This window comes from Streptomyces sp. NPDC001231 (assembly GCF_042896885.1).
In the GTDB taxonomy this organism is placed as follows: domain Bacteria; phylum Actinomycetota; class Actinomycetes; order Streptomycetales; family Streptomycetaceae; genus Streptomyces.
Map to the genome: position 1 here is coordinate 192,728 of NZ_JBIAXS010000004.1, position 22,735 is coordinate 215,462.

Below are 22,735 nucleotides of genomic sequence, written 5' to 3' on the forward strand. Positions count from 1 at the left end.
GGTCGGTCAGCCGGCCGCGGAGCTCAGGAGGGGGTGGGTCGAGGACCGCGTCAGCCCAGGCGCTCGACGAGCGAGCGGTACTGGTCCCACAGCTCCTTGGGCGTGTGGTCGCCGAAGGTGTTCAGGTGCTCGGGCACCAGGCCGGCCTCCTCCCGCCACACGTCCTTGTCGACCGTGAGCAGGAACTCCAGGTCGGACTCGGACAGTTCGAGGCCGTCCGTGTCCAGGGCCGCCTTGGTCGGCAGGACGCCGATCGGGGTCTCGACGCCCTCGGCGGTGCCGTCCAGGCGCTCCACGATCCACTTCAGGACGCGGCTGTTCTCGCCGAAGCCGGGCCAGACGAACTTGCCCTCGTCGTTCTTGCGGAACCAGTTGACGTAGTAGATCTTCGGCAGCTTGGACTGGTCGCCGTCACGCTGCTCGGCGGCCTTGCCGACCTTTATCCAGTGGCCCATGTAGTCGCCCATGTTGTAGCCGCAGAACGGCAGCATGGCGAACGGGTCGCGGCGCAGCTCGCCGACCTTGCCCTCGGCGGCGGCCGTCTTCTCGGAGGCGACGTTGGCGCCGAGGAAGACGCCGTGGTTCCAGTCGAAGGACTCCGTCACCAGCGGCACCGCGGAGGCGCGGCGGCCGCCGAAGAGGATCGCCGAGATCGGCACGCCCTTGGGGTCCTCCCACTCCGGCGCGATGATCGGGCACTGCGCGGCGGGCGTGGTGAAGCGGGCGTTGGGGTGGGCGGCGGGCGTCTCGGACGCGGGGGTCCAGGAGTTGCCCTTCCAGTCGGTGAGGTGCGCCGGGGTCTCCTCCGTCATGCCCTCCCACCACACGTCGCCGTCGTCGGTGAGGGCGACGTTGGTGAAGACCGAGTTGCCCCACAGCGTCTTCATGGCGTTGGCGTTGGTGTGCTCGCCGGTGCCGGGCGCGACGCCGAAGAAGCCGGCCTCGGGGTTGATCGCGTACAGCCGGCCGTCCTCGCCGAACCGCATCCACGCGATGTCGTCACCGATGGTCTCGACGGTCCAGCCGGAGATCGTCGGCTCCAGCATGGCGAGGTTGGTCTTGCCGCAGGCGCTCGGGAAGGCGGCGGCGACGTACTTGGCCTCACCGGTGGGCGGGGTGAGCTTGAGGATCAGCATGTGCTCGGCCAGCCAGCCCTCGTCGCGCGCCATGACGGAGGCGATGCGCAGGGCGTAGCACTTCTTGCCGAGCAGCGCGTTGCCGCCGTAGCCGGAGCCGTAGGACCAGATCTCGCGGGTCTCCGGGAAGTGCGAGATGTACTTGGTGGAGTTGCACGGCCACGGGACGTCCTCCTGGCCCGGCTCCAGCGGGGCGCCCAGGGTGTGGACGGCCTTGACGAAGAAGCCGTCGTCGCCGAGCTCGTCCAGCACCGGCTGTCCCATGCGGGTCATGGTGCGCATGGACACCGCGACATAGGCGGAGTCGGTGATCTCGACGCCGATCGCGGACAGCGGCGAGCCCAGCGGGCCCATGCAGAACGGGACGACGTACATCGTCCGGCCCTTCATCGAGCCGCGGAAGACCCCTCCCTCGCCGTCCGCCCCCTGGAAGATCTCCCGCATCTCGGCGGGCGCCTTCCAGTGGTTGGTCGGACCCGCGTCCTCCTCCTTCTCGGAACAGATGAACGTCCGGTCCTCCACGCGGGCCACGTCGGACGGGTCCGACGCCGCGTAGTAGGAGTTGGGGCGCTTGATCGGGTCGAGTTTCCGGAAGGTGCCCTTCTGGACGAGCTCCTCGCACAGTCGCTCGTACTCGGCCTCGGATCCGTCACACCAGACCACGCTGTCCGGCTGCGTCAGTTCGGCGATCTCATTGACCCACGAGATCAGTTCCTTGTGGTGGGTGGGGATGACGGGGGGAGCCGCGATGTCGCGCGCCACGATCGCTCCTAAATGAGGGGTTTTTGTCTTGTCGCCCCGTGGGGGCTGCGACCCGGATGCTTCGTAGCCGCTCATCCGGTGCCGACCGCACTCATTTGATCATCCGACGAGAGCGCCCATCTGTCCAGGGGGAGTCACAGGTGAGCGACGTGAGTAATGCCACGATTCCCGCGATTCTTTGCGTCCACGTTGGATTCGACTGAAGGTCTTTTTGCGTTCGGCCCGTTCGCCGCGCTCACCGTCCGACACTGATACGCGACGTACGGTGCCGTAGGTACGATGCGCGCATGACTGCGTCCGCCTCCGACGCGCCCCTGGACACGCCGGTCGCCGGCCGTGGTCCCGTCGCGCCCTCCCTGCCGCACCAGGTCAAGCCGAAGCTGCGCGGCTGGCTGCATCTCGGCATGTTCCCGGCCGTACTCGTCGCGGGGCTCGCACTCACCGCGCTGGCGGGCTCCACCCGCGGACGCGTCGCCTGCGGGATCTACGTCCTCACCGCCTGCCTGCTCTTCGGCGTCAGCGCGCTGTACCACCGGGGCAACTGGGGACCACGCATGGGCGGCGTGCTGCGCAGGCTCGACCACGCGAACATCTTCCTGATCATCGCGGGCACGTACACACCGCTCACGCTGCTGCTCCTGCCCGGCGCGAAGGGGCAGTGGCTGCTGTGGGGCATATGGGTCGCGGCCGCCGCCGGCATCGTCTTTCGCGTCTTCTGGGTCGGCGCCCCGCGCTGGCTCTACACCCCCTGCTACATCGCGATGGGCTGGGCGGCCGTCTTCTTCCTGCCGGACTTCCTGCGCACCGGCGGCATCGCCGTCCTGGTCCTGGTCGTCGTCGGCGGGCTCCTCTACAGCGCGGGCGGCGTCGTCTACGGCATCAAGCGGCCGAACCCGTCACCGCGCTGGTTCGGCTTCCACGAGGTCTTCCACTCCTTCACGCTGGCCGCCTTCGTGGTGCACTACGTGGGCATCTCGCTGGTGGCCTACCAGCACGCGTAACGCGTCACCCCCTCCCCCACCCGGCCACGGCTCACACGAGCCGTGGCCTTTTCCGTGCGCCCGGAGGCTCGGAGGAGAACAGGTTCGACAGTCGACACCGATTGACAGAGGCTAGTTTTTGAGAGCTACTGTCATTTCATGGCTACTCCCACCCACGCCGAAGACGTGCGGCACGATCCCCGCCGCTGGTGGGCCCTCGCGGCCCTGGTCGCGAGCATGCTGGTGCTCGGCTTCGACATGACGATCCTCAACGTCGCCCTGCCGACCATGGCGAGGGAACTCGGCGCCTCGACCGGGCAGCAGCAGTGGATGGCGGACGCGTACATCGTCGTCTTCGCCGCGCTGATGCTCCCCGCCGGACTCCTCGGCGACCGGTTCGGACGTCGGCTGATGCTGATCGCCGGGCTCGCGGTCTTCCTCGCCGGTTCCGTGGTGGGCGCCCTGACCGGCGACGTCGGCGGGGTGATCGCCGCCCGGGCGGTCATGGGCGTCGGCGCGGCACTCGTGATGCCGCTGGCGCTGTCCGTGCTGCCCTCGATGTTCGGGCCCGAGGAGCGCGCGAAGGCCGTCGGCGTCATCTCGGCCGCCTCGGCGCTCGGCCTGCCGCTCGGCCCGATCATCGGCGGCTGGCTGCTGAACCACTTCTGGTGGGGCTCGGTCTTCCTCATCAACGTGCCCATGGCCGGCCTCGGCGTCGCGGCCTGCCTCCTGCTGCTCCCCGAGACCCGCGATCCGGCCTCCCCGAAGGTCGGCGCGCTGTCCACGGCGTTCACCGCCACCGGTCTCGGCGGGCTCGTCTACGCGATCATCGAGGCGCCCGACCGCGGCTGGGGCGACCCGCTGGTGCTCGCCGCGTTCACGGCGGCCGCCGTCCTCCTGGCCGGGCTCGTGCTGCGCGAGCGCCGCGAGGCCCGCCCCATGCTCGACATGACGCTGCTCGCCCGGCGCGGCTTCCTGTTCAACGTGATCGCCGCGACCCTGGTGATGTTCGTGCTGAGCGGCCTGATGTTCGTGCTGCCGCCCTACCTCCAGGCCGTGCTCGGCCACGACGCGCTCGGCACCGGCGTGCGGCTGCTGCCCATGATGGGCGGGCTGCTGGTCGCCGCGAAGGGCGCGCAGCCGGTCGTCGCCCGGTTCGGACCGCGGGCCGTGGTCGCCGCGGGACTGGTGGTGCTCGCCTTCGCCGCGCTGCTGGGCAGCCGTACGACCGTGGATTCCGGCTACGGCTTCACCGCGCTGTGGCTGTCGATCGCCGGTGTCGGCTTCGGTTTCTCCGTCGTCCCGGCCATGGACGGGGCGCTGGCCGCACTGCCCGCCGACCGGGCGGGCAGCGGATCCGGTCTGCTGATGACACTGCGCCAGGTCGGCGGCGCGGTCGGCATCGCCCTGCTCGGCAGCCTCCTGGCGAGCGCCTTCCGGCACCGGCTCGACGTCACCGGGCTGCCCGCCGAGACGGCGCACGCCGCCGGGCAGTCCGTGGTCGCGGCCCACCTGGTCGCCGAGAGGACGGGCTCGGCGCACCTGGCGGCCTCCGCGAACGCGGCGTACGTGCACGGCATGGGCCTGGTGCTGCTGGTGGGCGGGATCGCCTCGGTGGTGGCGGCGCTGCTGGCGGCCGCGTTCCTGCCGGGCGGCGCCCAGGGCGCCGTACGGGCCGATCCGGAGGAGGACCCGGCCATGGCCCACCCCTGACCGGATGCCGGACAATGACCTTCATGACGGCCGCACGTACCACGACCCCCGCCGACCGCCCCCCGATGGGACTGAGGGAGCGCAAGAAGCTCAAGACCCGGCAGGCGATCCGCTCGGCGACGTTCGCGCTGATCGAGGAGCAGGGGTACGACGCCACGACGATCGAGCAGATCGCCGACCGCGCCGAGGTGTCGCCGTCGACCGTCTTCCGTTACTTCCCGACCAAGGAGGACATCGTCCTCACGGACGAGTACGACGCGGTCATGCTGGAGGAACTGCGCTCCCGGCCCGCGGACGAACCGTGGATGGACTCGCTCCGGCACGTGATGCGCAAGGCCCTCGACCTCGGGCTGAGCGAGGAGACCGAGATGACCCGGCTGCGGGCCCGGCTGGGCGCCGAGGTGCCCGCGGTCCGCTCCCGGATGATGGAGAGCATGTCGGCCACCGGCCTGCTCATCCGCCAGGCCATCGCGGCCCGCACCGGCCTGGACCAGGACAGCCTGGAGGTGCGGGTCTACGCGATGTCCCTCATCGGCGGTCTGATGGAGGTCTCCATGTACTGGGCCGAGAACGAACACAGGGAGGACCTGACCGCCCTCATGGTCCGCGCCATGGACGTCCTGGAACACGGCCTGCCCAGCGGAAATCCGTGAGCCCGCGGCCCCGCGCCCGTGCCATCCTGTCGGGGTGAACGGTCCCGAGATCCACGTCGGGTTCGCCCCCGGCCTGCACCTGTTCGTCCCGCACGCCCGGCGCCGCGGCAGCACCGCGGTGGTCACGGACGGCGTCTCGACGCTCGGCCACGTCGTGGAGTCCCTGGGCGTGCCGCTCACCGAGGTCGGCGCGCTGGTGGTGGACGGCCGTGAGGTGCCGGTGTCGCACGTGCCGCGGGCGGACGAGACGGTCCAGGTGCGCGCCGTCGCCCGGCCCCAGCAGGTCCCCGGCGCTCCCCTGCGCTTCCTCCTGGACGTGCACCTGGGCACCCTCGCCCGCCGGCTGCGCCTGCTGGGCGTCGACACGGCCTACGAGTCCACCGACATCGGCGACCCCGCGCTCGCCGCCCGCTCGGCCGCCGAGAAGCGGGTCATGCTCAGCCGCGACCGTGGCCTGCTGCGCCGCCGTGAACTGTGGGCGGGCGCCTATGTCTACAGCACCCGCCCCGACGACCAGCTCCACGACGTCCTCGACCGCTTCCGCCCCGAGCTGCGCCCCTGGACCCGCTGCACCGCCTGCAACGGCCTGCTGCGGGACGCCACGAAGGACGAGGTGGCCGACCAGATCGAGCACGGCACTCATCGCACGTACGACGTCTTCGCCCGCTGCGGCGACTGCGGCCGCGCCTATTGGAAGGGCGCCCACCACGACCAGTTGGAGGCCATCGTGGAACGCGCCCTGGCCGGGTACGCCGACCGGAGCTGACGTCCGGGGTCAGTCTCGGGGCCGGTGTCCGGGTCCGGCTCAGCCGCCCAGTGCGGTGCGCAGGCGGTCCGGGTCGGTCGTGGGGGCGTCGCAGGTGAAGTTGCGGCAGACGTAGGCGGTCGGCTCGCCGTGGGCGAGGGGGCGGTCGGCGAGCAGTGGGAACTCCCCGCTCTCCGGGGTGCCGTACGCGACGACCGCGCCGGGGGCGGTGCCCAGAAGTGCCGTACGGTGCAGGGCCTTGGCCGCCTTGTCGTCGAGGGACGGGGCGACGACCGCGACCTCGCGCGGACCGTCCAGCAGGGCCTCGGCGACGGCGAGGCCCCAGCCGATGAAGCGCGGAACGCGCGGGCCGAGCGCGCTCACCACGCCCAACGCCCGCTCGGCGGCGGTGCGGTGGACCTCGGAACCCGTGTGGGCGGCATAGCCGAGCAGCGCGCCGGCGGCCGCCGACCAGCCGGAGGGGGTGGCGTTGTCGGTGGGGTCCTGAGGCCGGCGGATCAACTGCTCGGCGTCGGTGGCCGTGTCGTACAGGGCGCCCGACTCCGGGTCGGCGAACCGGGTGAGCACATGCCCGAGGAGCAGCCCGGCGAACTCCAGCCAGACACCCTCACCGGTCACGGAGGCGAGGGCGAGGAAGCCCTCGGCGACATCGGCGTAGTCCTCCAGCACCCCGGCGTTGGCTCCGGCCCTGCCGTCCTTGCTGGTACGGCGCAGCCCCGCGTGCTCGTCCATGTGCAGCCGGACCAGGAGGTCGGCGGCGCCGACCGCGGCCTCGACCAGGTCCGGGCGGTCGAAGTAGGCGCCGGTCTCGGCGAGGGCGGCGATCGCCAGCCCGTTCCAGGCGGCGACGACCTTGTCGTCTCGGCCGGGCGCCGGACGCTCGGCCCGCTTCGCCAGCAGCCGGCGACGGACGGACTCGACCCGGTCTGCGTCGAAAACGCCCTCCTGCACGGGGAGTTGCAGAACGGAGGAGCCGTTTTCGAAGGTGCCCTCCTCGGTCACGCCGAAACAGCGGGCGGCGAGTTCGGCGTCCTCGGCGCCGAGGGCCTCACGCAGCTGGGCGGGGGTCCAGACGTAGTAGGCGCCCTCGACGTGCCGGCCCGTGCCGGCCTCCCCTCTCCCACCGCCGCCCCCCTGAAGACGCTCCCCCGGACTTCGTCCGGGGGGACCCCCATCGCGCGGCACCTCTTCTTCGCTGTCGGCGTCCAGGGCCGAGGCGAACCCGCCTTCGGCGGTGCGCAGTTCACGCACCATGAAGTCGGCGGTCGCGAGGGCTACCCGGCGGGCGAAATCGGAGCCGGTGGCCCGCCACAGATGGGCGTAGACCCGGCACAGCAGGGCGTTGTCGTACAGCATCTTCTCGAAGTGCGGCACCACCCAGCCGCGGTCGACGGAGTACCGGGCGAAGCCGCCGCCGAGCTGGTCGTGGATGCCGCCGCGGGCCATCCGCTCGCAGGTGTCCGCCGCCATCTGGAGGGCTCCCTCGGAGCCGGTGCGGGCGTGGTGCCGCAGCAGGAACTCGATCACCATCGACGGCGGGAACTTCGGCGCCCCGCCGAACCCGCCGCGACTCGCGTCGTACTCCCGGGTCAGCGCGAGCAGCGCCTGCGCCAGTTCCTCCTCGCCGGGGGGCCGCGCGGTGCCGTAGTCGATCTCCCGCTGCGCGAGGTCCCGCACGATCTTCCCGGCGACGTCGGCGACTTCCTCCCGCCGGGTCTGCCAGGCCTGCCGCACCCCTTCGAGGACCTGCCCGAAGGAGGGCATGCCGTGCCTGGGCTCGGGCGGGAAGTAGGTGCCGAAGTAGAACGGCTCGGCGTCGGGCGTGAGGAACACGGTCATCGGCCAACCGCCCTGCCCGGTGGCCGCCTGCACGGCCTCCATGTACACGGCGTCGACGTCGGGGCGCTCCTCGCGGTCCACCTTGACGCTGACGAAGTGCTCGCCGAGGAAGGCGGCGGTGGCCGGGTCCTCGAAGGATTCGTGCGCCATGACGTGGCACCAGTGGCAGCTGCTGTACCCGACGCTCAGCAGCACGGGGACATCGCGCCGCCGGGCCTCCTCGAAGGCCTCCGCCGACCACGGCCACCAGTCGACCGGATTGTCGGCGTGCTGGAGCAGGTACGGGGACGTCTCGTGGGCCAGTCGGTTCCGCATACCCTCCATCCTGCCTCACCCGGCCCCGCCGGAAGCGAAAGGTGATCGTCCGGCGACTCCTTGTGGCCCCCCGCTCTCTTCTCAGGGCGGTCGGCACCCGGTCGGGGCCATCGGTGATCGCCGCCCCCTCGCGCTCCCGGCCGACCCGAAGGACACTCGTAGGAAACGGAGTTGTCGCCGGAGGGGGACGGGACATGCGGGATGGCCATCGGGCGGACGCCGAGCGGCTGCTGACTCGGGCCGTGGAGGAGGAGGTCCGCCGCTCGGGCGGCCGGGTGGACGGAAGCGTGCTGCTGTCCCGGGCGCGCGGCGCGCTGGACACCATGGCCGAGACCGCGGCGGAGGAGTACGAGGCCTACACGCGGGCGCTGGACGAGTCGGCGGCGGGGCAGCTCACGTTCGCCCAGCGCTACGCGCGCGAGGGCGGCGGAACTCCCCTGCTCGTCGCGGGAGCCGCGGCACTCGCCGCCATCGTGGCCGACCTGGCGCTGGGCACCGACGGCGGCACCGCCGTCGGCGCGGGCGTCACCGTCGGGGTGGTGGGCGCCGCCGCCACCGTCGTGAAGGTGACCGCCACCCATCTGCCCGCCGCCCACCGCCGGGCCGGGGCGGCCGGCCAGCCCGGCGGTCCGGAACAGCTGCGATTGCAGTGGCTGACCGCGCTGGAGGTGCGCGGCATCCGCCCGTTCCTCGATCAGCAGCGCGTGCTGACCGCGTCCACCACGCCGAAGAAGGCGGCGCCCAGGCTGCGCGGCACGGACAAGAGCGCGGCGGCCCGCAGACGCAGTGTCCTGGAGCAGTCGTTCGGCCAACTTCCCGACTCGGAGGACGTGTTCGCGGGGCGGCGGGAGGAAATGACGCGGATCCGGCAGTGGGTGCAGGCGGCCCGCGCGTCCACCCAGACCCAGCCGACCGTCGTGGTCCTGCACGGAGCGCCGGGCTCCGGCCGCAGCGCGCTGGCGGTGCGCGCGGCCCACGATCTGAGGGACCAGTTCCGGGGCGCGGTCGTGGTCGATCTGCGCGGCGGCAGCCAGGAGGAGCCGCCGCTGCCCATCCGCGACGCCCTGCTGCACCTGCTGAACCGGCTCGGCGCGCCCCGCGAGCAACTGCTGTTCCGCGAACGCTCCTCCCCCGAGCAGCAGCTCAAACGGCTCGGCGAGCTGTACCACCAGCATCTGACGGGGCTGCCGGTCACGATCGTGCTGGACGACGCCTCGGACGCCGAGCAGGTCCGCGCCCTGGTGCCCGAGCGGTCCGACAGCCTGGTCCTGGTGACCGCCCGGGAGCCGCTCCGGCTGCCCGCCGACCTGCCGGCCCGGGTGCACCAGCTGCCCGTCCAGGCCCTGGACGCGGTGGGCGCGGAGGAACTCCTGACCGCCGCCGCACAGGACAGTTCGGGGCCCTACGACGCGGAATCCACCGACCGGATCGGGCGGTTGTGCGGCGGGCTGCCGCTGGCGCTGCGTATCGCGGGCTCCTGTCTCGGCCCGCGCTCGCCGCGTCAACTGGCCACGGATCTGGGCGCGTACGGCCCGGTGGAACCGGTGGAGCGGGCGCTGTGGCTTCGCTACACCGACCAGTCGGAGCAGGCCCGCCGGCTGCTGAGGCGGCTCGCCCTGGCCGGACGCGCCTCGATGGGCGGCGCGGCGGCGGCCGCGCTGCTGGCCACGGACGAGACCGAGGCGAACCGGCACCTGGCGGCCCTCGCCCGGGCGGGCCTGATCGACCATGTGCGGGGCAACCGCTACCGGCTGCACGACCTGGTGCGGGCCTTCGCGCACGCGCGTCTGCTGGACGAGGAGGACCCCGCCGAGCGGACGGCGGCGCAGGAGCGGCTGATCGAGAACTACGCCGAGCTGGCCGACTCGGTGCTGCGTCTGGTCGACGGGAACATGTCGACCCGCTCCGACCGCTTCAGCCCGCACGGCTTCACCTCCCTGGACGAGGCGCTGCGCTGGCTGGACGACGAGTCGAGCTTCATCACGGCGGCCCTCCGGCACGCGGAGGGCGTGAACCAGGGGGCCGTGCTGAACCTGCTCGGCGCCCTGTGCGACTACTGCCTGCTGCGCGGCGACCTGTACCGGCTGGGGGAGATCAGCGAGCTGACCCAGGCCGTCGACCAGGGGCTGCTGGTCCGGTCGGTGCAGTGGCGTACCGGTATCGCGGCCCGCCAGCTCGGCGAGCTGGACAAGGCGCGTACCACGCTGGCCTCGGTCGTCGACCTCTACCGGGAGGCCCACCACGACGCGGGCGCGGCCCGCGCGCTGAACTCGCTCGGCATCACGCTGCACCACCAGGGCAACCTGACGGAGGCGGCGGCCCGGCTGCGGGAGGCCCTCGACCTTCAGGCGGCGCCCGAGCTGGCGACCGACCGTGCCTGGACGATGCACGCGCTGGCGGCGGTGGAGCGGGACCGGGCGCACCTGGCCGAGGCGACGGAGCTGCTGACCCGGTCGCTGGTGCTGCACCGGGAGGGCGGGTCGGTGCACGGCGAGGCCTGGGCCCACTTCCAGCTGGGCCAGCTCGCGCTGCGCAGGGGTGACGTGCAGCGCGCCGAAGCGGACCTGCGCCAGGCGCTGGAACGCTACCGCCGCACCCAGGACGCCCGCGGCGAGGCCTGGGCGCTCACCCAGCTGGCCCGGGCCCGGCTGGTGGCCGGCGACACGGCCGAGGCGGTGGAGGAGCTGCGGCAGGCGGCCGCACGGCACCGGGACAACGAGGACGCGCGCGGCGAGGCGTGGACGCTGTACTACCTCGGTCAGGCGCTGGAGGAGACCGGCGGGCTCGACCAGGCGGTGCGCGAGCTGGAGCGCGCCCGCACCATGTTCTCCCGTATGCGGGACGTGTACGGGCTGGCCTGCGCCCGTCATCATTCGGCCCGGGTCACCCGGGACCAGCGGGCGGCGCAGACCGGGTCACTGCTCAACTCCGGTTTCGCCCGCCAGCTCCTCGTCGACGCCCGCGCCGACTTCCAGCGCATCGGCGTCGCGCACGGCGAGGCCTGGACGTGTCTGGAGCTGGCCGTCGTGGACGCGGGGAACGCGCGCACCCAGCAGGCGCTGTCCCTGTGCGACGAGGCGCTGGCCCTGTTCGCCTCCTACGGCGACCGCCGCGGTGAGGACTGGGCCCGGTTCCTGCGCTGCACCCTGCTGCCGTACGCGGCCCCCGGCGGTACGGAGGTCGGCACGGCGGTGGCCCAGGAGGAACTGGCCCAGCTCGCCCGCGGCGGCCATCCGCTGCGCGACGGGAAGCTGAACGACTACGTCGAGGCCTACCGGCTCCTCCTGGAGCGCGGCGTGAGCCTGGAGGCAGGCTGGCAGGCCTGGCGCCTGGGCATGGTGCCCGAGCGGCACGCGCGGGAGGTGATGGGGGTGGCGGTGCCGGACGGCGAGAGCTGAGAGCGGCACCGCCCGCCCGGGTGTCAGCCCCGCTCGGCCTTGGCCTCGCCGGAGGCGGCACCGGGCCGCGCGGCGGGGTCCGGGGCCTCCTTGAAGTCGATCCTGCCCATGTGGCGGTTCATGGACTTCATCAGGCCCCACACCGCGAGGGCCATCACCGCGAAGACGACGAAGCCGAGGACGCCGGGAGTGACCTTGTTCTTGTCGAACTCGGCGAGGGTTACCAGGTGCGTCATTGCCAGGCTCACGCTTGCACTCATGTCAGGCATTGTCCCTCACGGCTGCCGGACGCCCGCAAAGAGGTCGTCCTCCGGGAGCGAGGTGTCGACGAGCGACTTCGCGAGCTCGTACTCCTCCGTCGGCCAGACCTCCTTCTGGACCTCCATCGGCACCCGGAACCAGCCGCCGTCGGGGTCGATCTGCGTGGCGTGGGCGATCAGCGCCTTGTCGCGGATCTCGAAGAAGTCGGCGCAGGGGATGTGCGTGGTGAGCGTGCGCTCCTTGTGGCCCGAGTCCTCCCAGCGCTTGAGCCACTCGCCGTAGGGGGACTCCAGGCCGCGGTCGAGCAGGGCCTGGTGCAGCGCCTCGGTGCGCAGACGGTTGAAGCCCTGGTTGTAGTACAGCTTCAGCGGCTGGTAGGCCGGGCCGTACTCCTCCTCCGGGTACTTCTCGGCGTCCGCGGCGCCCTCGAAGGCCACCATCGAGATCTTGTGGGTCATGATGTGGTCGGGGTGCGGGTAGCCGCCGTTCTCGTCGTAGGTGGTGATCACCTGGGGGCGGAAGGAGCGGATCCTGCGGACCAGCTCGCCGGCCGCCTTGTCGAGGTCCTCCAGGGCGAAGCAGCCCTCGGGCAGCGGGGGCAGCGGGTCGCCCTCGGGCAGGCCGGAGTCGACGAAGCCGAGCCAGTCCTGGCTCACGCCGAGGATCTCGCGGGCCTCCTCCATCTCCTTGCGGCGCACCTCGTGGATGTTCTCCTCGATGTACTTGTCGCCCTGGAGCTTGGGGTTGAGGATGGAGCCACGCTCTCCGCCCGTGCAGGTCACCACCAGCACGTCCACCCCCTCGGAAACGTACTTGGCCATGGTGGCCGCGCCCTTGCTCGACTCGTCGTCGGGGTGCGCGTGCACAGCCATCAGTCGCAGCTGGTCAGTCAAGGCTCAGTCCTCAGGTCAAGTCGGTGCCCGGTTCGGCGGGCAGTCAACGGGGTGCCGTCCCGCGGGGAGATCGGTCCGGGGTGGCGGTCGGTCGGGCGGGCGGGGGCTTCTATAGTGACCGAATCGGGGGGCGAATAATTCCGGGGTCCGGCTCCGGAAGCCCCCCGCGGGACGCCCGTCCCGCACCGGCCGAGAGGACGATCATGAGCACGGCGAGCACCCGTCTGCCCGAGGGCCGCTACGGCCGCTCCCCGGACGAGCGCGCCGACCACAAGCTCAAAATCGCCGGTGCCGTCCTGGGCGCGGCCCTGCTCGCCCTGATCGGCTACTTCGCCTACCACTACCTCGGCCAGAACAAGATCAGCGCGCAGGTCGTCACCTTCCAGACTGCGAAGGACTCGGTGCAGATCCATCTGGAGGTCCACAAGGACGCCGACGCCCGCGGCTACTGCACGCTGCGCTCGCAGGCGGCCGACGGCTCCGAGGTCGGGCGGGCGGACTTCCGCTTCGACGAGCACGCCTCGCAGGTCGACAAGGTGCTCACCCTGCGGACGACGGCCCGGGGCACGACGGCCGAGCTGCTGGGCTGCAGCACCGGGTGACGCGTCGGCGTCGGCCAAAAGCCGGGTGACGCGTCGACGCCGGCCGGAATACACGGCCGCTGACCTGCATCGACATAGGTCTCACGGCTTATGTCCTCCCCCTTTGAGCTCTGAATTGTTAGGCTCGTGGTTTCGCCCACCCATGAGGGAACATTCTTCTGGGTAGGGCGATGCTTTGTATTCCCAGCACCGACGAGGAGCACCTGTGACCCAGACCAGCGAGAACGTCACCTGGCTGACCCAGGAGGCGTACAACAAGCTCAAGGACGAGCTTGCGTACCTTACTGGTCCTGCGCGCACGGAGATCGCCGCCAAGATCGCGGCCGCGCGCGAGGAGGGCGACCTGCGCGAGAACGGCGGGTACCACGCGGCCAAGGAGGAGCAGGGCAAGCAGGAGCTCCGCGTGCGCCAGCTGACCCAGCTCCTGGAGACCGCCCAGGTCGGCGAGCCGCCGGCCGCGGACGGTGCGGTCGCGCCGGGCATGGTCGTCACGATCGCCTTCGACGGCGACGAGGACGACACCCTGTCCTTCCTGCTGGCCTCGCGGGAGTACGCGAGCGCCGAGATCGAGACCTACTCGCCGCAGTCCCCGCTGGGCTCCGGCGTGATGGGCCACAAGGTCGGCGAGGACGCGGAGTACGAGCTGCCGAACGGCAAGATCGCCTCGGTGAAGATCCTCAAGGCCGAGCCGTACAGCGGCTGAGTCCCCGCACCGCACCGCCTTCCGCCGAAGCCCCCGGCGCTCCGCGTGAGCACCGGGGGCTTCGTCATGTCCGGACCACCGGCGGGCGGACTCCGCCGTCGCCCGCGCTCAGGCCGTGGCCGAGCGGTACTTGCGCACCGCCAGGGTGCGGAAGACGAGGATGATCAGCGCCGAGTAGATCAGCGAGGCCCAGACCGGGTGCTGCATCGGCCAGGCGCTTGACGTGGACTGGCCGGGGTTGGCGAAGAGCACACGGCATGCCTGGACGGTGGCGCTGAACGGGTTCCACTCCGCGACATGGCGCAGCCACGGCGTCATCTTGCCGGAGTCCACGAACGCGTTGGAGACGAACGTCACCGGGAAGAGCCAGATGAGGCCGCCGGAGGTGGCCGCCTCGGGCGTGCGGACCGACAGGCCGATCAGGGCGCCGATCCAGGTGAACGCGTAACCGAGCAGAAGCAGCAGGCCGAACGCGGCCAGCACCCGGCCGGCGTTGGTGTCGCCGTACGACCCGACCCGCCAGCCGACGAGCAGGGCGACGGCGGCGAGGACGAACAGGGTCAGCGCCGTCTGCACCAGGTCGGCGAAGGTGCGCCCGGTGAGCACCGCGCCGCGTGCCATGGGCAGCGAGCGGAACCGGTCGATGAGGCCCTTGTGCATGTCGTCGGCGATGCCGGCGCCGGAGCTGGCGGTGGCGAAGGTGACGGTCTGCGCGAAGATGCCCGCCATCAGGAAGTTCTTGTAGACGCTGGGATCGGTGGTGCCCTGCACCTGCATGGAGCCGCCGAACACGTAGGTGAACAGCACCACGAACATGATCGGCTGGATGAGCCCGAAGATGACCATCTCGGGGATGCGGGTCATGCGGATCAGATTGCGCTTGGCGACGACCAGCGAGTCACGGACGGACTGGGTCAGGGCGTTGCCGGGCGGGGCGATCCGCGCGCTGTCGGTGGCGGCACTCACTTGACGGTCTCCTTCTTGTGCCGGCGGTCCCTGGCGTCGGCGCCCCGGGCGCCGCTCGTGCCGTTCTCGTCCTTGGCCTCGGCCACATGGCCGGTGAGGGACAGGAACACATCGTCGAGGGTCGGGCGGCGCAGACCGATGTCGTCGATCTCGATGCCGCGGGTGTCCAGCTCCCGGATGATCTCGGCCAGGAGCTTCGCGCCGCCGCTGACGGGCGTGGTGATCTTGCGGGTGTGCTCCTCGACGCTGGTGTCGCCCTTGCCGAAGCCGCGCAGCACCTCGGCGGCGGTGGGGATGTGCTCGCGCTGGTGGACCACGACCTCGACGCGCTCGCCGCCGGTGCGGGCCTTGAGCTGGTCGGAGGTGCCGCGGGCAATGACCCGGCCGTGGTCGACCACCGCGATCTCGTGCGCCAGGTGGTCGGCCTCTTCCAGGTACTGCGTGGTGAGCAGCAGGGTGGTGCCGCCGGAGACCAGCTGCTTGATGACCTCCCACAGCTGCTGGCGGTTGCGCGGGTCGAGGCCGGTCGTCGGCTCGTCCATGAACATCACCGGCGGGGAGACGACGAGCGCCGCCGCCAGGTCGAGCCGGCGGCGCATGCCTCCGGAGTAGGTCTTCGCCGACCGGTCCGCGGCGTCGGCGAGATTGAACTGTTCCAGCAGCTCCCCCGCCCTGGTCTTCGCCGCCGCGGCCCTCATCTGGTACAGCCGGCCGACCATCTCGAGGTTCTCGCGGCCGGTCAGATACTCGTCGACGGCGGCGAACTGACCCGACAGGCCGATCGAACGCCGCACCTCGTTGGGCTGCTTGAGAACGTCGAGACCCGCGACGACGGCCTTGCCGCTGTCGGGTCGCAGCAGCGTGGTCAGACAGCGGACGGTGGTGGTCTTGCCCGCGCCGTTGGGCCCGAGCAGTCCCAGCACCGTGCCCTCGGGGACATCGAGGTCGACGCCGTCCAGAGCCCTTACGTCGCCGAAGGTCTTCACCAGACCTTCGGCATAGATGGCGCCTGGCATGTGAGTCTCCACGTCGTCGGGGATGGTCGGAAAAGCCTAGAGAGGCAGGTGTTTTTTCGCTGGGAATTTTCGCCGCGCCACGTCCGGGCAGGCCGCCTCGCGAACACGACACACCATAACGCGATGTATCGCGTCTACTCAACGGATTTGCTCGAACGAGTGATGAAGAGCTGTGACCTCCGCGTTCCGCCCGCCCGCCGCCCGCCCGGCGGAGGGCGGGATCAGTCGATGACGGTGTAGCCGGCCTCACGCAGGGCCTGGCCGACCTCGGCGCAGTGCGCCGGACCCTTCGTCTCCAGGTGCAGCTCCACCTCCGCCTCCGCGAGCCCGAGCCGAGGGTCGGTCCGGACGTGGCTGACGTCGAGGACGTTGGCGTCGACCGCCGACAGCACCCCCAGCAGCGTGGCGAGCGCGCCGGGCCGGTCGGTCAGCCGCAGGCTGACCGCCAGATAGCGGCCCTGCGCGGCCATGCCGTACCGCAGCACCCGCTGGAGCAGCACCGGATCGACGTTCCCGCCGGACAGCACCGCCACCACCGGACCGGCCACGGGGCCCGAACAGCCCAGCAGCGCGGCGACCGGGCTCGCCCCGGCCGGCTCGACCACCAGCTTGGCCCGCTCCAGGCACAGCAGCAGCGCGGCGGACAACTCGTCCTCGGTGACCGTGCGCACCTCGTCCAGCAGTTCGCGCAGGATCCCGAACGGCACATCGCCCGGCCGGCCGACTCTGATGCCGTCGGCCATCGTCGCCGGAGTGCCGACCGTCACCGGGCGACCCGCCGCCAGCGAGGGCGGGTACGCCGCCGAGCCCTCCGCCTGCACCCCGACGATCCGCACGTCCGGCCGCAGCGACTTCACCGCCACCGCGATACCGGCCGCGAGCCCGCCGCCGCCGATGCCGACGACGATCGTGCGCACCTGCGGGCACTGCTCCAGGATCTCCAGGCCCACCGTGCCCTGGCCCGCGATGATGTCGGGGTGGTCGAACGGGTGGATGAACACCGCGCCCGTCCGGGCCGCGTACTCCTGGGCGGCGGCCAGCGTCTCGTCGACCACCTGGCCGTGCAGGCGCACCTCGGCGCCGTAGTCCTGTGTGGCGCTGATCTTCGGCAGCGGGGCGCCCTTGGGCATGAACACCGTGGAGTGCACCCCGAGCAGCGACGACGCCAGCGCGACGCCCTGCGCGTGGTTGCCGGCGCTCGCGGCCACCACCCCGGCGGCACGCTCCTCGGGCAGCAGCCCCGCGATCCGGACGTAGGCGCCGCGCAGCTTGAACGAACCCGTCCGCTGGAGGTTCTCGCACTTCAGGTGCACCGGCGCGCCCACCAGGTCGGACAGGTACCTGCTGCCCTCCATCGCGGTCACCCGCGCCACCCCGGAGAGCATCTTCTGCGCACCGCGCACATCGTCCAGGGTGACGGGCCAGGGGGAGCCGGCCGTGCTGTAGCTCATGCCTCAAGTCTCGCAGTTCACGGGCCGCCTACACCGTTGTGACCATCCTCCGAGACCGGATAGCGCAGTGCCGGTACGACTTGCCCCCCGGCCGCGTAACCTGTCCCCCAACCCAGCAGCTCTCCAGAAGCGAGCCCCCGGCCATGCCCACAACACCCGACATGTCGACGGACATGACGACCGGCGGTGACACCGGTCTCCTCGACACCCTCCAGCACGAGGTGGCGGTCTTCGCCCGCCGGGCCGAGCAGACTCGCCTCGGCGGCATCGGACAGGTGCGCAACTCCATGGACCGCGCCGCGTACCTGCTGCTCAACCGCCTCGACAAAGAGGGCCCGATGGGCGTCAAGGCGCTCGCCGCGAGCATGGGCATCGACTCCTCCACCGTCACCCGTCAGGTGGCGCCGCTCGTCGACACCGGCCTCGTCAAGCGCACCTCGCACCCCGAGGACGGACGGGCCGTGGTGCTCCAGCTCTCCCCGCGCGGGCTGTCGCGGCTGGAGGAGGTCCGCTCGTCCAGGCGGCAGCTGATGGCCGAGCTGACCCAGGACTGGGAGCCGGCGGAGCGCGAGGCCTTCTGCTCACTGCTGACCCGCTTCAACCACGCCCTCTCCGCCCGCCAGGGCATACCGCAGACGGACTCGCCCTCGGCGTCGTGAAGCCGCGACCGGGCGCGGGCCGACGGCTGTGAACGCGGCCCTTGACCGACAGCCGGTCCCTCCCCTCATATGAGACCGGGCCCTCGTCGTACCCGGTTCAGGAGGCCGTGCGAGAACGGGTCCCGCGGTCACGGTCGCCCTTGGGGGGAGGCGCGGTGCGAGAACGGCAGGCGGCCCAAGGTGCTCGCCGGGCCCGGGAGTTCGAGGCGTTCGTCGCGGGCGCGGCCGGGCGGCTGCTGCATGCCGCCACGCTGCTCACCGCCGAGGCCCCCGGCGACAACCCGCGCGCGCGACGCCTGCTGACCCTCGCCCTGGCGCACACGTACGCGTGCTGGGACCGGCTGCGCGGCGAGGACCCGTACAACCAGGCCCGCCGGCATCTGGCCGCCCGCTTCGCCCGCGAGGCGTGGCATCAGCGCGGCGCTCCGGGCCGCGCCCGCCGGAGGCCACCCGGTGCCCTGGCCGCGCTCACTCCCCAGGAGCGCCTGATCATCGTCCTCAGGCTGTACGAGGGGGTGGCCGAGGAACAGGCGGCGGCGCTGCTGGGCCTGCCCACGGACCGCGTCCACGTCATCTGCGACCGCGCGATCACCACACTCACCCGCACTCCGGCGAGCCCGGCACCGGCGGTCGGCGACGCCGAGACGGCGGCGTCATGAGTGGAACGAGCGGCGTGAGCAGTGTGTGCGGGGCGTGCGACTTGAGTGGTTCATGCGGTCTGAGAGGCGCATGCGGCGCGAGTGGCCTGTGCGGCGGCGTGTGCGGCCAGAGCGAACGACCGGACGAGTGGGGGCGGCCGTGAACAGGGCCGAGCGGGAGGCGGCCGTACGCCGGATCCTGGAACAGCGTCCGCCGCAGGTGCCCACCGAGCTGTACGAGGAGGCCGTGCGCCGCGGAGGACGGATGCTGCGCCGCCGTACGGCCGCCCGCCGGCTGATGTGGCTGGTGCTGGCCGCGGCGGCCGTCGCCTTCACGGTGTGGGCGCTCACGGCCCGCCCCTGGGTGGAGCCGCCGTCGCAGACGACTCCACCCGTGACCGGCTGGTAACCCCTAGCCGAGGGCCTGCCTCAGGTCGTCGAGCAGGTCGTCGACGTTCTCGATGCCCACGGACAGGCGCACCAGGTCCCCGGGCACCTCCAGTGCGGAGCCCACCACGGACGCGTGCGTCATGCGCCCGGGGTGCTCGATCAGCGACTCGACGCCGCCCAGGGACTCGCCGAGCGTGAACACCTTGGCGCGGTTGCAGACCTCGACGGCCGCCTCCTCGCCGCCCTCGACCCGGAAGGAGACCATGCCGCCGAACGCCTTCATCTGCTTGGCGGCCACCTCGTGACCGGGGTGCTCCGGCAGGCCCGGGTAGAGGACCTGCGTCACGCGCGCGTGCCGGGACAGCATGTCGGCGACCTTCGTCGCGTTCTCGCTGTGCCGGTCCATGCGCACCGCGAGCGTCTTGGTGCCGCGCAGCACCAGCCAGGAGTCGAAGGGGCCGGCGACGGCGCCCATCGCGTTCTGGTGGAACGCCAGTTCCTCGCCCAGCCCGGCGTCGCCGACGATCAGCGCGCCGCCGACGACGTCCGAGTGGCCGCCCATGTACTTGGTCAGCGAGTGCACGACCACGTCCGCGCCGAGCGCGAGCGGCTGCTGGAGGTACGGCGTGGCGAAGGTGTTGTCGACAACGAGTTTCGCGCCCGCGTCCCGTGCGACCTGAGCGATGGCGGCGATGTCGGTGATGCCGAGCAGCGGGTTGGAGGGGGTCTCCACCCACACGGCCTTGGTCTTCGGGGTGATGGCGGCCCGTACCGCGGCCGGGTCGGAGGTGTCCGCGACCGACCACTCCACGCCCCACCGGGAGACGACCTTGGCGAACAGGCGGAAGGTGCCGCCGTAGGCGTCGTTGGGGATGACGACGTGGTCGCCGGGGCTGAGCAGCGTACGCAACAGGCAGTCCTCGGCCGCCAGTCCGGACGCGAACGCGAGTCCGCGGCGGCCGCCCTCCAGGGCGGCGAGATTCTCTTCCAGGGCGGTCCTGGTCGGGTTGGCGCTGCGGCTGTACTCGTAGCCGTCGCGCAGTCCGCCCACGCCGTCCTGCTTGTAGGTCGAGACCTGGTAGATCGGCGGGACGACCGCCCCGGTCCGGGGGTCGGCGGTGTTGCCCGCGTGAATCGCGAGCGTCTCGAAGTGCTCACTGATGTGCCTGTCGCTCATGGGCCCGAGGGTAATGCGCCTGTGGGGGTGGTGGCGGACGGCAGGCCCCGGGCCGCCCGGGAGGCCCGGGTTGTCCACAGGCTCGCGGCACAGGTTGGCCAAGTGTCGGCGCCGTCTGGTTCGCTTGTCGCATGGAGATTTTCTGGGTCCTGATGGCGCTGGCCATGCTGGGCTTCGTGCTGGTCCCGTTCCTCAGGCGCAGGCGTGCAGGCATCGAGCAGGTAGCGCCCGGACACCCGGACGCCGCGGACCCGGCGAACTACGGATTCGTCCGGCAGGAGGAACTCGACGTCCGTATGCCCGGACCGGACCAGGACCTGCTCGACGTCCTGGAGCTGGTGCAGCGCACGCAGGACTACCGCGCCGCCTCCCAGCTCCTGGCGGGCACGGAGAAGGAGGGCGAGCTGCGCTGGCAGCGGATCCAGGCCTTTGCCGGGGCGGCCTCGCTGGAGCTCCAGCAGCGGCCGGGCGGGGTCAGCGAGACGCCCGGCGGGCAGTGGCTGCGGGTGTGGCGGGCCGAGGCACCCAAGGACCCGGGCGGCGCGGCGGTGCACGCCGAGTTCCTGGTGCAGCAGGCATGGCGTACGGCGACGCCGGGCACGGACGAGTTCCGGATCATCATGGAGGAGGCCCGGGAGGCGTGCGGGCAGGCGGCGCTGCTGGCCCCGGGCGACCCGGTCCCGTACATCGTCGAGCTGTCCGTGGCGCGGGGCCTGGCGTACTCGCAGCCGGAGTTCGAGAAGCTGTGGCTGAAGATCCTCGACCGGGCGCCGGCCCACACGGGGGCACATCTGGCGGCCCTGCACTACTGGTGCGAGAAGTGGCACGGCTCGCGTGAGCTGGCGTACTCCTTCGCGGAGGCCGCCGCGGCTCGCGCGCCCCGGGGCTCGCTGCTGGCGGCCATGCCGCTGTTCGCGGTCTTCGAGCACCTTCCCGAGGTCAACCTGGTCAGGGGCTTCTACCAGAGCGAGGTCGTGACCAAGGCGGTCCACGGCGCGCTCTTCGCGGTGCACGCGGCCCGTCCCGACGACCCGATGCTCGCCCATGTCCGCCACCTGCTGCTCTTCTTCCTGGTCCGCTCCGAGCGCTGGGCGGAGGCGATGAGCCAGCTGATACACGTCGACGGCCATGTGGGTGCGGTGCCGTGGACCCTGTCCGAGGACCCGGCGGCGGAGTTCGCCGTCTACCGGGCCCTGGCCGTGGCGGGCTACGAGGCCAACGGCGGCAGCCCGGCGACACTGCGCCACTGAGCGGTCCCGGCCGCGCGGTCGGACAGGCTCGGCCACCGGGTCGACCGCCTGACCCCGCCGCGGCGGAAGCCGGTGCGCCCGCCGGAATGACGGCGGCGGCAGGATCGTTGTCCTCTATGCCGCCGCCCGCGCACGCGGGAGCGGCGAAACCGACGGGCCCGTTGTGACGGACGGGCCCGCCCCGGACCAGACCCCACGCTCTTCGGCTGTGCTTCTGGGGAGCCGAGCGCAAGTTCTGGCAGCTCCCGACGGGCGTGTGGACGACCCTGGTGGGCTACCAGGGCGGCTCCACGGAGAACCAACCCCACCTACGAGGAGGTCTGCTCGGGCCTGACCGGCCACACGGAGGCGGTTCGCGTGGTGCGGACGCCGACCGGCCGAGACTCCACAGCCGGGCCGCGCCTGCGGGGCCGGCGCCGCCCCGCCAAGCCGCCTCGTGGTCAGTCCTCCGCGCGGGCGGGCAGCCGCCATCCCGGGCGCGGGAAGTGGCAGGTGTAGCCGTCCGGGTAACGCTGCAGGTAGTCCTGGTGCTCGGGCTCGGCCTCCCAGAAGGGGCCGACCGGTTCCACCTCGGTGACGACCTTGCCGGGCCACAGTCCGGAGGCGTCGACATCCGCGATCGTGTCCTCGGCGATCCGCTTCTGCTCGTCGTCCACGTAGTAGATCGCCGAGCGGTAGCTGAGGCCGATGTCGTTGCCCTGGCGGTTCCTGGTGCTCGGGTCGTGGATCTGGAAGAAGAACTCCAGGATCGCCCGGAAGTCGGTCTTCGCGGGGTCGAAAAGGATCTCGATGGCCTCCGCGTGCGTGCCGTGGTTACGGTACGTCGCGTTCGGCACGTCACCCCCTGTGTATCCGACCCGCGTCGCCGTCACGCCCGGGAGCCGGCGGATCAGCTCCTCCATCCCCCAGAAGCATCCGCCGGCCAGCACTGCCCTCTGCGTCTGCGCAGCCATTACGGCCCTCCAATGTCTGTCAGCTCGGTCGCTCGGGCTGCTCGGCTCGCACACCACCGGCATCCCATGCCACTGCCCTCAACGCGCGAGGCCTCGAAGCGATTCCGTGCCCGTCCAACCCGCCCCGCGGTCGCCGATCACCGGCCACCACGAGGAGCGCGCCGAGGTACTGAAGAGCCGTGGCGCCGGCTGTCCGCACGGTGCCCCACCGGCG

20 protein-coding genes and 1 pseudogene are annotated in these 22,735 nt (G+C 71.8%); 12 read left to right on the top strand and 9 right to left on the bottom strand.

What is annotated here, in order from left to right:
* Window positions 1–50: 50 nt before the first annotated feature.
* Complete coding sequence (locus ACFY3J_RS07160; protein ID WP_390840474.1) at window positions 51–1,898, bottom strand: phosphoenolpyruvate carboxykinase (GTP); 1,848 nt, start codon at window positions 1,896–1,898, stop codon at window positions 51–53.
* A 287-nt stretch (window positions 1,899–2,185) separates the two neighbouring features.
* Here ACFY3J_RS07160 and ACFY3J_RS07165 point away from each other — a divergent pair, with 287 nt between their 5' ends.
* From ACFY3J_RS07165 to ACFY3J_RS07180, 4 genes are all read left to right on the top strand, one after another.
* Window positions 2,186–2,899, top strand: coding sequence for a hemolysin III family protein (locus ACFY3J_RS07165; RefSeq protein ID WP_384172161.1), 714 nt, complete (start codon window positions 2,186–2,188; stop codon window positions 2,897–2,899).
* A gap of 138 nt (window positions 2,900–3,037) precedes the next feature.
* Window positions 3,038–4,591 (top strand): MFS transporter, encoded by a 1,554-nt coding sequence (locus ACFY3J_RS07170; protein WP_390840475.1) that lies wholly within the window; start codon window positions 3,038–3,040, stop codon window positions 4,589–4,591.
* 14 nt (window positions 4,592–4,605) lie between these two features.
* Window positions 4,606–5,244, top strand: coding sequence for a TetR/AcrR family transcriptional regulator (locus ACFY3J_RS07175; RefSeq protein ID WP_384172166.1), 639 nt, complete (start codon window positions 4,606–4,608; stop codon window positions 5,242–5,244).
* 34 nt (window positions 5,245–5,278) lie between these two features.
* Window positions 5,279–6,010: a Mut7-C RNAse domain-containing protein gene (locus ACFY3J_RS07180; RefSeq protein ID WP_390840476.1), complete on the top strand. Its 732-nt coding sequence runs from the start codon at window positions 5,279–5,281 to the stop codon at window positions 6,008–6,010.
* A gap of 39 nt (window positions 6,011–6,049) precedes the next feature.
* On the opposite strand, the gene ACFY3J_RS07185 is transcribed toward ACFY3J_RS07180, so the two are convergent.
* On the bottom strand, window positions 6,050–8,164 hold the full coding sequence (locus ACFY3J_RS07185) for a thioredoxin domain-containing protein (RefSeq protein ID WP_390840477.1): 2,115 nt from the start codon (window positions 8,162–8,164) through the stop codon (window positions 6,050–6,052).
* A gap of 194 nt (window positions 8,165–8,358) precedes the next feature.
* Between ACFY3J_RS07185 and ACFY3J_RS07190 the strand changes: the two genes are divergently transcribed.
* Window positions 8,359–11,562: a tetratricopeptide repeat protein gene (locus ACFY3J_RS07190; protein WP_384172175.1), complete on the top strand. Its 3,204-nt coding sequence runs from the start codon at window positions 8,359–8,361 to the stop codon at window positions 11,560–11,562.
* A 23-nt stretch (window positions 11,563–11,585) separates the two neighbouring features.
* Here the strand turns inward: ACFY3J_RS07190 and ACFY3J_RS07195 are convergent, their stop codons facing one another.
* Together ACFY3J_RS07195 and mca are read right to left on the bottom strand one after the other, a co-directional pair.
* A complete protein-coding gene (locus ACFY3J_RS07195; protein WP_172632864.1) occupies window positions 11,586–11,831 on the bottom strand; it encodes a hypothetical protein in 246 nt (81 codons plus the stop codon).
* Between the two features lie 6 nt (window positions 11,832–11,837).
* Window positions 11,838–12,716: a mycothiol conjugate amidase Mca gene (mca, locus tag ACFY3J_RS07200; RefSeq protein WP_281156665.1), complete on the bottom strand. Its 879-nt coding sequence runs from the start codon at window positions 12,714–12,716 to the stop codon at window positions 11,838–11,840.
* A 203-nt stretch (window positions 12,717–12,919) separates the two neighbouring features.
* Here mca and ACFY3J_RS07205 point away from each other — a divergent pair, with 203 nt between their 5' ends.
* Window positions 12,920–13,318 carry a DUF4307 domain-containing protein gene (locus ACFY3J_RS07205; protein ID WP_390840478.1) on the top strand — a complete coding sequence of 133 codons (399 nt, stop codon included), beginning with the start codon at window positions 12,920–12,922 and terminating at the stop codon, window positions 13,316–13,318.
* 205 nt (window positions 13,319–13,523) lie between these two features.
* A complete protein-coding gene (gene greA, locus ACFY3J_RS07210) occupies window positions 13,524–14,021 on the top strand; it encodes a transcription elongation factor GreA (RefSeq protein ID WP_141358977.1) in 498 nt (165 codons plus the stop codon).
* A 108-nt stretch (window positions 14,022–14,129) separates the two neighbouring features.
* Here the strand turns inward: greA and ACFY3J_RS07215 are convergent, their stop codons facing one another.
* The 3 genes from ACFY3J_RS07215 to ilvA form a co-directional block, all read right to left on the bottom strand.
* Window positions 14,130–14,987: an ABC transporter permease gene (locus ACFY3J_RS07215; protein ID WP_384172183.1), complete on the bottom strand. Its 858-nt coding sequence runs from the start codon at window positions 14,985–14,987 to the stop codon at window positions 14,130–14,132.
* Window positions 14,984–16,003, bottom strand: coding sequence for an ATP-binding cassette domain-containing protein (locus tag ACFY3J_RS07220; protein ID WP_384172186.1), 1,020 nt, complete (start codon window positions 16,001–16,003; stop codon window positions 14,984–14,986). Before ACFY3J_RS07220 ends, ACFY3J_RS07215 begins: the two co-directional genes overlap by 4 nt.
* A gap of 221 nt (window positions 16,004–16,224) precedes the next feature.
* Window positions 16,225–17,454 carry a threonine ammonia-lyase gene (ilvA, locus tag ACFY3J_RS07225; RefSeq protein WP_384172189.1) on the bottom strand — a complete coding sequence of 410 codons (1,230 nt, stop codon included), beginning with the start codon at window positions 17,452–17,454 and terminating at the stop codon, window positions 16,225–16,227.
* A 161-nt stretch (window positions 17,455–17,615) separates the two neighbouring features.
* Here ilvA and ACFY3J_RS07230 point away from each other — a divergent pair, with 161 nt between their 5' ends.
* The 3 genes from ACFY3J_RS07230 (at window position 17,616) to ACFY3J_RS07240 (ending at window position 19,160) form a co-directional block, all read left to right on the top strand.
* Window positions 17,616–18,113 (top strand): MarR family winged helix-turn-helix transcriptional regulator, encoded by a 498-nt coding sequence (locus ACFY3J_RS07230; protein ID WP_384172192.1) that lies wholly within the window; start codon window positions 17,616–17,618, stop codon window positions 18,111–18,113.
* 155 nt (window positions 18,114–18,268) lie between these two features.
* Window positions 18,269–18,772, top strand: a complete 504-nt coding sequence (locus ACFY3J_RS07235; protein WP_384172195.1) for a sigma factor-like helix-turn-helix DNA-binding protein — start codon at window positions 18,269–18,271, stop codon at window positions 18,770–18,772.
* A 139-nt stretch (window positions 18,773–18,911) separates the two neighbouring features.
* Window positions 18,912–19,160: a hypothetical protein gene (locus tag ACFY3J_RS07240; RefSeq protein ID WP_384172198.1), complete on the top strand. Its 249-nt coding sequence runs from the start codon at window positions 18,912–18,914 to the stop codon at window positions 19,158–19,160.
* Between the two features lie 3 nt (window positions 19,161–19,163).
* Here the strand turns inward: ACFY3J_RS07240 and ACFY3J_RS07245 are convergent, their stop codons facing one another.
* Window positions 19,164–20,318, bottom strand: a complete 1,155-nt coding sequence (locus tag ACFY3J_RS07245; protein ID WP_384172201.1) for a cystathionine gamma-synthase — start codon at window positions 20,316–20,318, stop codon at window positions 19,164–19,166.
* Between the two features lie 131 nt (window positions 20,319–20,449).
* Here ACFY3J_RS07245 and ACFY3J_RS07250 point away from each other — a divergent pair, with 131 nt between their 5' ends.
* Both ACFY3J_RS07250 and ACFY3J_RS07255 read left to right on the top strand, forming a co-directional pair.
* Window positions 20,450–21,568 carry a hypothetical protein gene (locus tag ACFY3J_RS07250; RefSeq protein ID WP_384172204.1) on the top strand — a complete coding sequence of 373 codons (1,119 nt, stop codon included), beginning with the start codon at window positions 20,450–20,452 and terminating at the stop codon, window positions 21,566–21,568.
* A 209-nt stretch (window positions 21,569–21,777) separates the two neighbouring features.
* Window positions 21,778–21,940, top strand: a pseudogene (locus ACFY3J_RS07255) (peptide-methionine (S)-S-oxide reductase); the annotation flags it as partial.
* Between the two features lie 68 nt (window positions 21,941–22,008).
* On the opposite strand, the gene msrA reads toward ACFY3J_RS07255, so the two are convergent.
* Window positions 22,009–22,521, bottom strand: a complete 513-nt coding sequence (msrA, locus tag ACFY3J_RS07260; protein ID WP_390840479.1) for a peptide-methionine (S)-S-oxide reductase MsrA — start codon at window positions 22,519–22,521, stop codon at window positions 22,009–22,011.
* Window positions 22,522–22,735 lie beyond the last annotated feature (214 nt).

Coding starts and splice junctions, on each gene's coding strand:
- ACFY3J_RS07165 (WP_384172161.1), top strand. CDS start 2,186: ATGACTGCGTCCGCCTCCGACGCGCCCCTGGACACGCCGGTCGCCGGC.
- ACFY3J_RS07170 (WP_390840475.1), top strand. CDS start 3,038: ATGGCTACTCCCACCCACGCCGAAGACGTGCGGCACGATCCCCGCCGC.
- ACFY3J_RS07175 (WP_384172166.1), top strand. CDS start 4,606: ATGACCTTCATGACGGCCGCACGTACCACGACCCCCGCCGACCGCCCC.
- ACFY3J_RS07185 (WP_390840477.1), bottom strand. CDS start 8,164: ATGCGGAACCGACTGGCCCACGAGACGTCCCCGTACCTGCTCCAGCAC.
- ACFY3J_RS07190 (WP_384172175.1), top strand. CDS start 8,359: ATGCGGGATGGCCATCGGGCGGACGCCGAGCGGCTGCTGACTCGGGCC.
- ACFY3J_RS07195 (WP_172632864.1), bottom strand. CDS start 11,831: ATGCCTGACATGAGTGCAAGCGTGAGCCTGGCAATGACGCACCTGGTA.
- ACFY3J_RS07205 (WP_390840478.1), top strand. CDS start 12,920: ATGAGCACGGCGAGCACCCGTCTGCCCGAGGGCCGCTACGGCCGCTCC.
- ACFY3J_RS07220 (WP_384172186.1), bottom strand. CDS start 16,003: ATGCCAGGCGCCATCTATGCCGAAGGTCTGGTGAAGACCTTCGGCGAC.
- ilvA (WP_384172189.1), bottom strand. CDS start 17,454: ATGAGCTACAGCACGGCCGGCTCCCCCTGGCCCGTCACCCTGGACGAT.
- ACFY3J_RS07230 (WP_384172192.1), top strand. CDS start 17,616: ATGTCGACGGACATGACGACCGGCGGTGACACCGGTCTCCTCGACACC.
- ACFY3J_RS07245 (WP_384172201.1), bottom strand. CDS start 20,318: ATGAGCGACAGGCACATCAGTGAGCACTTCGAGACGCTCGCGATTCAC.
- ACFY3J_RS07250 (WP_384172204.1), top strand. CDS start 20,450: ATGGAGATTTTCTGGGTCCTGATGGCGCTGGCCATGCTGGGCTTCGTG.
- msrA (WP_390840479.1), bottom strand. CDS start 22,521: ATGGCTGCGCAGACGCAGAGGGCAGTGCTGGCCGGCGGATGCTTCTGG.